9 protein-coding genes and 1 pseudogene are annotated in these 7,402 nt (G+C 55.5%); 7 read left to right on the forward strand and 3 right to left on the reverse strand.

From position 1 onward, the window contains the following. Window positions 1-44: 44 nt before the first annotated feature. Genes rpoZ through RCH06_RS15385 form a run of 3 tightly spaced genes read right to left on the reverse strand, consistent with a single transcriptional unit; the run spans window position 45 to window position 1,864 of the window. Window positions 45-248, reverse strand: coding sequence for a DNA-directed RNA polymerase subunit omega (gene rpoZ, locus RCH06_RS15375; protein WP_131419118.1), 204 nt, complete (start codon window positions 246-248; stop codon window positions 45-47). Between the two features lie 25 nt (window positions 249-273). Continuing rightward, entirely contained in the window at window positions 274-894 is a 621-nt protein-coding gene (gmk, locus tag RCH06_RS15380) for a guanylate kinase (protein ID WP_327082342.1), read from the reverse strand. Window positions 895-946: 52 nt separating this feature from the next. Continuing rightward, window positions 947-1,864 (reverse strand): YicC/YloC family endoribonuclease, encoded by a 918-nt coding sequence (locus RCH06_RS15385; RefSeq protein ID WP_327082343.1) that lies wholly within the window; start codon window positions 1,862-1,864, stop codon window positions 947-949. Window positions 1,865-1,934: 70 nt separating this feature from the next. Here RCH06_RS15385 and RCH06_RS15390 point away from each other — a divergent pair, with 70 nt between their 5' ends. The 7 genes and pseudogenes from RCH06_RS15390 to RCH06_RS15420 all read left to right on the forward strand — a co-directional run bounded on the left by RCH06_RS15390 (window position 1,935) and on the right by RCH06_RS15420 (window position 7,213). Next, entirely contained in the window at window positions 1,935-2,942 is a 1,008-nt protein-coding gene (locus RCH06_RS15390) for a serine/threonine protein kinase (RefSeq protein ID WP_327082344.1), read from the forward strand. Further along, the gene (locus tag RCH06_RS15395) at window positions 2,939-3,841 is read left to right on the forward strand and encodes a PP2C family protein-serine/threonine phosphatase (protein ID WP_327082345.1); all 903 of its coding nucleotides are present in this window, start codon (window positions 2,939-2,941) and stop codon (window positions 3,839-3,841) included. Before RCH06_RS15390 ends, RCH06_RS15395 begins: the two co-directional genes overlap by 4 nt. Window positions 3,842-4,048: 207 nt before the next feature. Beyond that, complete coding sequence (gene rdgB, locus RCH06_RS15400) at window positions 4,049-4,657, forward strand: RdgB/HAM1 family non-canonical purine NTP pyrophosphatase (RefSeq protein WP_327082346.1); 609 nt, start codon at window positions 4,049-4,051, stop codon at window positions 4,655-4,657. Between the two features lie 18 nt (window positions 4,658-4,675). Then, a complete protein-coding gene (hemW, locus tag RCH06_RS15405; RefSeq protein WP_327082347.1) occupies window positions 4,676-5,866 on the forward strand; it encodes a radical SAM family heme chaperone HemW in 1,191 nt (396 codons plus the stop codon). Between the two features lie 15 nt (window positions 5,867-5,881). Next, window positions 5,882-6,121 (forward strand): hypothetical protein, encoded by a 240-nt coding sequence (locus RCH06_RS15410; protein ID WP_327082348.1) that lies wholly within the window; start codon window positions 5,882-5,884, stop codon window positions 6,119-6,121. 255 nt (window positions 6,122-6,376) lie between these two features. Continuing rightward, window positions 6,377-6,569, forward strand: a pseudogene (locus RCH06_RS15415) (IS5/IS1182 family transposase); the annotation flags it as partial. A 224-nt stretch (window positions 6,570-6,793) separates the two neighbouring features. Then, complete coding sequence (locus RCH06_RS15420) at window positions 6,794-7,213, forward strand: DUF4124 domain-containing protein (protein WP_327082349.1); 420 nt, start codon at window positions 6,794-6,796, stop codon at window positions 7,211-7,213. The last annotated feature ends 189 nt before the right edge of the window (window positions 7,214-7,402 follow it).

Consider the following 7,402-nt stretch of genomic DNA (forward strand, 5'->3'; position numbering starts at 1 on the left):
AAAAAGCACCTTGTTCAGGTGCTTTTTTCTGCGATTCAAGACGTTCAGTTGGGTACTTTTTTCAGCATTTCCAGACCCACTTTGCCAGCGGCGATTTCGCGCAAAGCAGTAACGGCCGGTTTGTTCTTGCTTTCAATTTTTGCGGCATGGCCTTGGCTGAGCATGCGTGCCCGGTAAGTGGCAGCCAAAACCAGCTGAAAGCGGTTCGGGATTTTTTCGAGGCAATCTTCAACGGTAATGCGGGCCATGATGTTCTTTCGGATGATCGGAAACTTAGGGAATGTGAAGCGCCTTGAAGGTCTCGGCTCGGGCGCGTCGCTGGGCAGAGTATTTCAGCCGCTGGGCGTGAACAATGGTCTTCAGGTCGAAAACTGCCCGTTCAAACAACTCATTAATTATAACGAAGTCGAATTTTTGCGCCTGTTCCATCTCGATGGCTGCATTTTTAAGGCGTAATTCAATCACTTCATCGCTGTCTTCGCCGCGTCGCTGCAAACGCGAGCGCAACTCTTCCCAGCTGGGAGGAAGTATGAAAATAAGCACTGCATTCGCAAAAATCCGCTTGATGTTGATGGCACCCTGGAAATCAATTTCCAGAATGACATCAGCGCCATAGGCGACGCGCTCTTCAATAGTATGGCGCGACGTGCCGTAACGGTGGCTGTGAACGTGGGCCCATTCCACAAAGGCATCGCGCTTGACCATGCCGTCAAATTCTTCAGCCGACAGAAAAAAGTATTCCCGACCATGTTTTTCCTGTCCGCGTGGTGGCCGGGTGGTGTGGGAAACCGCAGGCTGAATGGCTGAATCCAGTTCCATCAGCGCTTTGACCAAGCTTGACTTGCCAGCGCCACTGGGGGCGGCTACAACAAAGAGATTTCCGGGGTAGTCCATACGTGACGAGTGTTGTTTGCTACGAATTTAAGTGTGAATAAGGGACGCTGCGTCACTCGATGTTCTGAACTTGCTCGCGAATCTGTTCGATCAATACTTTCATATCGACAGACACGCGCGTCAGCTCCAGCGAGGCCGATTTCGAGCCCAGGGTGTTGGCCTCGCGATGCAGTTCCTGAATCAGGAAATCCAGACGTTTGCCCAATTCTCCACCGCCGGCCAGCAGGCGGTCAATTTCATCCAGGTGCGAGGCCAGGCGGGTGATTTCTTCGGCCACATCAATCCGTATGGCAAAAGCAGTTGCCTCTGTCAATGCCCGGTCGTGGGCTATTTCTGGCAGTATCGTGCTGCCGCCGACGGCCAGCGCTTCTTTCCAGCGTTCAAGAAAGCGGTTTTTTTGCTGTTCCACCAATTTGGGAACCATGGGCACGGCGGACTCCGCCAGCACGCGCAACTGGCGGGTACGGTCCAGCAGCATCTGGGCCAGACGCGCACCCTCGCGTTCGCGGGCGGCCATCAACTCCGTAACTGCTTTTTGGGCCAACTGCAGGAGTTCTGCGCTGTGGTCGTGTGGTTTTTTGTCTTCGTTGGTCGCAATCCGCAGGACATCCGCCACGCTGAGAGCACCCGCTTGCGGCAGCCAGGATTTGATGGTGTCTTCGATAGACCCCAGCCGCTGCAAGGTAACCGAAGAGGGCGCACGCAGATTGCTGGTTGATCCGCTTTCAAGCGAAACACGCATTTCCACCTTGCCGCGCTTGAGCTGGCCCGTCAGCAGCTCCCGCAGGGCGGGCTCGGCCTGACGCATTTCATCGGGCAGGCGAAATGCCAAGTCCAGAAAACGGCTGTTGACAGAGCGTATTTCAACGCCCAGACGGGCATTGAAATCTCGGCTTGGTTCAGTTTCCGGGGTGGGCTGCGCGGTGCTGGATTGCACGCTTGCGTAACCTGTCATGCTGTAAACTGACATTAGCTTATAGGCCTTACTAGAGAGACAAAAGGGTGTGGATGACAGGTTTGTCATCCTGCGCAGGAAAATTATGACAAAGGTCAAGCCTTCATCTTTACCCCCCGATACCGTGATTGGCGGCTACCGTGTTGTGCGAAAGCTTTCGGCCGGTGGATTCGGTGTAGTTTACTTGGCCGTCGATACCGAAGGTCAGCAGTTCGCGATCAAGGAGTATTTGCCTTCGTCTCTGGCCAGCCGTGCTGTCGGGGAGTTGTTGCCGCAGGTATTGCCTGAAAAGCTGTCACTTTACCGACTGGGGCTCAAGAGCTTTTTTGAAGAGGGCCGTTCGCTCGCCCAGATTTCGCATGGCTCGGTGGTCAGCGTGCTTAATTTCTTTCGCGAGAACGAAACCGTCTACATGGTGATGAACTACCTGGAGGGGGGAACCCTGCAGGACTTCATCATCACGGCGCGTGACCTGAAAAAACCCAAAGTATTCCGCGAATCGACCATTCGCTCGCTGTTTGACGAAATCCTGCGCGGGCTGCGCATCGTGCATCAGCACAAGATGCTGCACCTGGACATCAAGCCAGCCAACATTTTCATCACCGATGACAACCGCGCCGTCATGATCGACTTTGGCGCAGCCCGAGAAGTGCTGAGCAAAGAGGGCAATTTCATCCGGCCCATGTACACGCCTGGCTTTGCCGCTCCGGAAATGTACCGGCGCGATTCTTCCATGGGCCCGTGGACTGATATTTATGCCATTGGTGCCTGTATTTACGCCTGCATGCAGGGTTATCCGCCCAACGATGCCCCCCAGCGAATTGAAAAAGACCGGCTTTTGCTGTCTTTGTCCCGTTTGCGTGGCGTGTATTCCGACAGCCTCATTGAGATTGTTGAATGGTGCATGTCGCTGGATTCGCTGTCGCGTCCGCAGTCGGTGTTTGCGCTGCAAAAGGAGCTGAGTCGCGAAAGCGAGCGGCGCTACACAAAACTCACTGTGGCAGAACGCGTTCGGCTGCAATTTGACAGTGTCGCGGCTGACCCCAAAAAAAATTCCCCTAAAGGAAATGCGCCGGGAAGCCGATCCAAATGAAATTTTCGGTTTTTCAACTCACCCGCATTGGGGGCAGGGCGCTTAACGAAGACCGCATGGGCTACTGTTACACCCGCGCCTCATGTCTGTTGGTGCTGGCCGACGGGATGGGCGGCCACCCTGAAGGCGAAGTTGCCGCCCAGCTGACCCTGGAAACAATTTGCGGGCTGTATCAGCAAGAGGCCAAACCTAGCATCAAAAATCCGGCTGAATTTCTTTCTGCTGCGCTGCTGGCTGCGCACCACCGGATCCTGCGCCATGCGACCGAAAAAGGCATGCTCGACACGCCGCGCACCACGCTGGTAGCAGCTATTTTGCAAGACGGTCATGTCACCTGGCTTCATTGCGGCGACTCGCGGTTGTATGTCGTCAGAGAGGGCGAGATGCTGCTGCGCACGCGGGATCATTCTTTTCTGGAGCAAGCGAATGACGGGTTTTTGAAGTTTGAGCCCGTCAACCGCAACATTCTTTTTACCTGCCTGGGTTCGTCCGCCAAACCTTTTTTTGACATGCCGGATCCGCTTCCCCTGTTGCAGGGTGACAAGCTGCTGCTGTGCTCGGATGGCTTGTGGGGCAGCCTGGACGATGCCGAAATCGTGCGCCGTCTGTCTTGCAAGAATGTGGCTGAATGCGTGCCTGAAATGGTCGAAAGCGCTTTGCGAAAAGGCGGCGAGCACAGCGACAACGTGACCGCGCTTGCGCTGGAGTGGGAAACGCCCAATTCGTTTGAGGCCACCGCGCACAGCATGGCCGACAGTACTATGAGCGGCGGGTTTGCCTCGACCCTTCAGTCGGGCTTGCCCGACAGCATGGGCGATGATCTGGACGAGGCGGCGATTGAGCGCTCCATCGCTGAAATCAACGAAGCCATACGCCGTTCGGCAGCGAAAAAAATCTGATTCGCACAGCCGGCCTGCCCAGTGCAGGCACATTTTGTGCAAGTGCAGGGCACGGCGCAAGACAATGCTTTTTCGCTGCAGAAAATGCATACGCTGCCGGGCCGGGACGAAAAATTTATCCGGGAGCGGTTTAATCTGCCGCTGGATTAACTATCAAAATAATAGCTGCTTGTGCCCGTGGGGCGTGCGCTAGAACCTTATCCCATCATGAAAATCGTATTGGCATCCAACAATAAGGGCAAACTTGCCGAACTGCAGGCCATGCTGGCGCCGCTGGGGCTTGAACTGCTGAGCCAGTCGGCGCTCGGGATTCCCGAAGCTGAAGAGCCTTTTCGCACCTTTGTCGAGAACGCGCTCGCCAAGGCACGCCACGCGTCGGCGCTCAGCGGCCTGCCGGCGCTGGCCGACGATGCCGGCTTGTGCGTTGATGCCTTCGGCGGCTTGCCGGGCGTCGATACCGCGTTTTATGCCACCCAGTTTGGTTACGCCAAGGGCGATGACAACAACGTCAAAGCCTTGCTGGCGCAGATGGCCCACTTGACGCAGCCTGAACAGCGCCGCGCCGCCCTGGTCAGCACCCTGGTCGCGGTGCGCTCTGTCGATGACCCCGAACCGTTGATCGCCAGCGGGCGCGTGGCCGGAGAAATCGCGCTGACGCCCGTCGGCAGCAACGGCTTTGGGTTTGATCCGGTGATGTTCGTCCCGGAGTTTGGCCAGACCTTTGCCCAATTGCCGGTCAGCGTGAAAAACGCCAACAGCCACCGTGGCAAAGCCATGCGCCAGATGATTGCGCTGCTGCGTGAACGCTGGCTGTAAACCCGACTCCAACCCCTCATGACCCAAAAAGACGTTCAGCACTACATGCGCAGCGGCACGCTGCAACTGGCAAGCCTGCCGCCGCTGTCGCTGTATGTGCATTTGCCCTGGTGCCTCAAAAAATGCCCGTACTGCGATTTCAACTCGCATGAAATGGCCGGTGACATGCCCGAGCAGCGCTACATCGATGCGCTGGTGGCCGACCTGGAGGCGTCGCTGCCGCTGATCTGGGGCCGCACGGTGCACAGCATTTTCATTGGCGGCGGCACGCCCAGCCTGTTTTCACCGCAGGCCATCGACCGCTTGCTGGGCGACATTCGCGCCCGGCTTAAATTAACTGCAGATTGCGAAATCACGCTCGAAGCCAACCCTGGTACGTTTGAAAAAGATCGTTTCAAGGCCTTTCGCAGCGCCGGCGTGAACCGGCTGTCGATTGGCGTGCAGAGTTTTGACGATGCGCATTTGAAGGTGCTGGGCCGCGTCCATGACCGAGCCCAGGCGATTGCGGCCGTAGAAGAAGCCGCGCAGGCCTTCGACACCTTCAACCTCGACATCATGTACGCGCTGCCCGGCCAGACGCTCGAAAACCAGGCGCAGGACATGCACCAGGCGCTGGCTTTGGCGCCGCCGCATATTTCCATTTATCACCTGACGATTGAGCCGAACACCTACTTCGCCAAGTTTCCGCCTGTGGTGCCCGAAGAAGACACGGCCTACGCCATGCTCGACCAGATCACGGAAATGACCGAGGCAGCGGGGCTGCAACGTTACGAAGTCTCGGCGTACGCCAAGGCGGGGCATCGCTGTTTTCACAACCTGAACTACTGGCAGTTTGGCGACTATTTGGGCATCGGTGCCGGCGCGCACAGCAAGCTCAGTTTTGCACACCGCGTGGTGCGGCAGGTGCGCTTTCGGGAACCCAAGCTGTATATGGAAAAAGCGCTGTCGGGCGATGCGGTGACGCAGGAAACAGAAGTTAGCCGCGCCGATTTGCCGTTTGAGTTCATGCTTAATGCCCTGCGGCTGCGTGACGGCTTCAAGCTGCAGGACTTTGTTGAAAAAACCGGCCTGCCGTTCACGGCGATTCAAAAAGGGCTGGATGAGGCCGAGCGCAAGGGGCTGATTGCGCGTGATTTTGTCCACGCCCGTCCGACCGAGCGCGGCTTTGATTTTTTGAACGATCTGCAATCACTGTTTTTGGCCGACTGACGCGCGGCGCATATCATGGAAATTGAAACTTCAAGCATGGTTCTTTTGGCCGCCAGCGGCGCAGTGAGCTTCGCGCTGGGGCGTGTCTTTGTGCATTTCCGCGATAAAAAGCGTAAAAAAGCGCATGATCAAGCGCAGCAACGGGCTGCCCAAGCCCTGCGTGACCAGCCGCCTGAACCCGAGTCCAAAAACAAGAGTAAACGCAAGCGCCAGCTTCAGCAGCAGGAAAAAAACAGCACACACTTGCCCCGCTGAAACGGGCTGACGTGTGGGCGGACGGATGCATCGGTGTGACTCGCACGCATTGGTTTTGACATGCTAATCACTTTTCAAGCATTAAAATTCACTTATACGCATACTGCGTATTTGTTGGAAGCTATTAATAAAATAGCAAAATGGCTGGATTTTTGGTACGTTTTGATTGCCCTGAAACGGTTTTCGTTTTAGCACGTTGCTCAGAACATGTTCACGATCTTGGCTTTGAGTCGTGGACGCGACCAGCACGTTATTAGCGTTTTGGAGCTGGCTTTAAAAAACCAAGTTGGCACCGCCCGGGGCAAACTGGGGCGCAACGCAGCACAAAGCTTTTGGTCGTTGATGCGCAGACCGTGAAGACATGCTCAAGGACTATCACGCAGGCAAGAAAGTTTCAGACATCAAGCGCCACATTGCAGTCGATGTGCGATCCTTTCCCCCTGCGGTGACGAACGCCTGCGGCGGCACCCCTTCCTTCGTCGCCACTGCCACATGCCTCCCGCATCGATTGCAGGCGAGCAGCCAAGCGCGGAAAATCTTGACGAAATTCAGAAATCGCCAACGTGTGAACGTGCGCAAAAGTAGCGTCCATCATTCCAGCGCCTGATTGACCGTTTCTCATAGAGCATCACCATAGACGTTCGGATTCGTTACCAAAAGAGGCAATTGAAGATGCGAAAAATTTTTTTTAAAATGCTGGTAATCGCAGCCGTCAGTGGCATGGCTTATGGGCAAAGCGCACCCACTTACAAATGCACCACGGCAGGAAAAGTAACTTATTCCGATGAACCGTGTGTGGGTGGCAAAGTGGTTGACACGACGCCGACTCAAGGGCTTGACAAAATCTCCGGCACAAGCAAAAAGGGCGCTGACGTGCAGAAGATCGAATTCAACAAAGCCATGGCTGAAGGGTTGAAACCGTTGCTTGGAGAAACACCGGAACAACGAGCGCAACGCCATAAGCGCTGGAAGTTGTCCGACAAGGAAAAACTGGAATGTTGGAATCTGGATGGTCAGATTCAAGAAACTAAAACTAGGGAGCCGGTTTCTTTGTACCAAGCTCGAAAACGGTACAAAGACCTGACTTGCTAAAAGGGTGTCCACGTCAGGTTCTGTCATGACCACAGCAAGCAGACAGAAGGACGCAAGACAAAAAGCCAAACACCTTAGACGAGAGCAGCTGCAAAGTAAGCGTCCGCCCAGTACCCGTATTGAAATTCAAGACTCAGTCTGGTGGAGCCACTGGTTGATTTCGGCCACGTCGAATGCGGCAGGGTCAAA

Source organism: Polaromonas sp. CG_9.5 (assembly GCF_035984465.1).
In the GTDB taxonomy this organism is placed as follows: Bacteria; Pseudomonadota; Gammaproteobacteria; order Burkholderiales; family Burkholderiaceae_C; genus Polaromonas.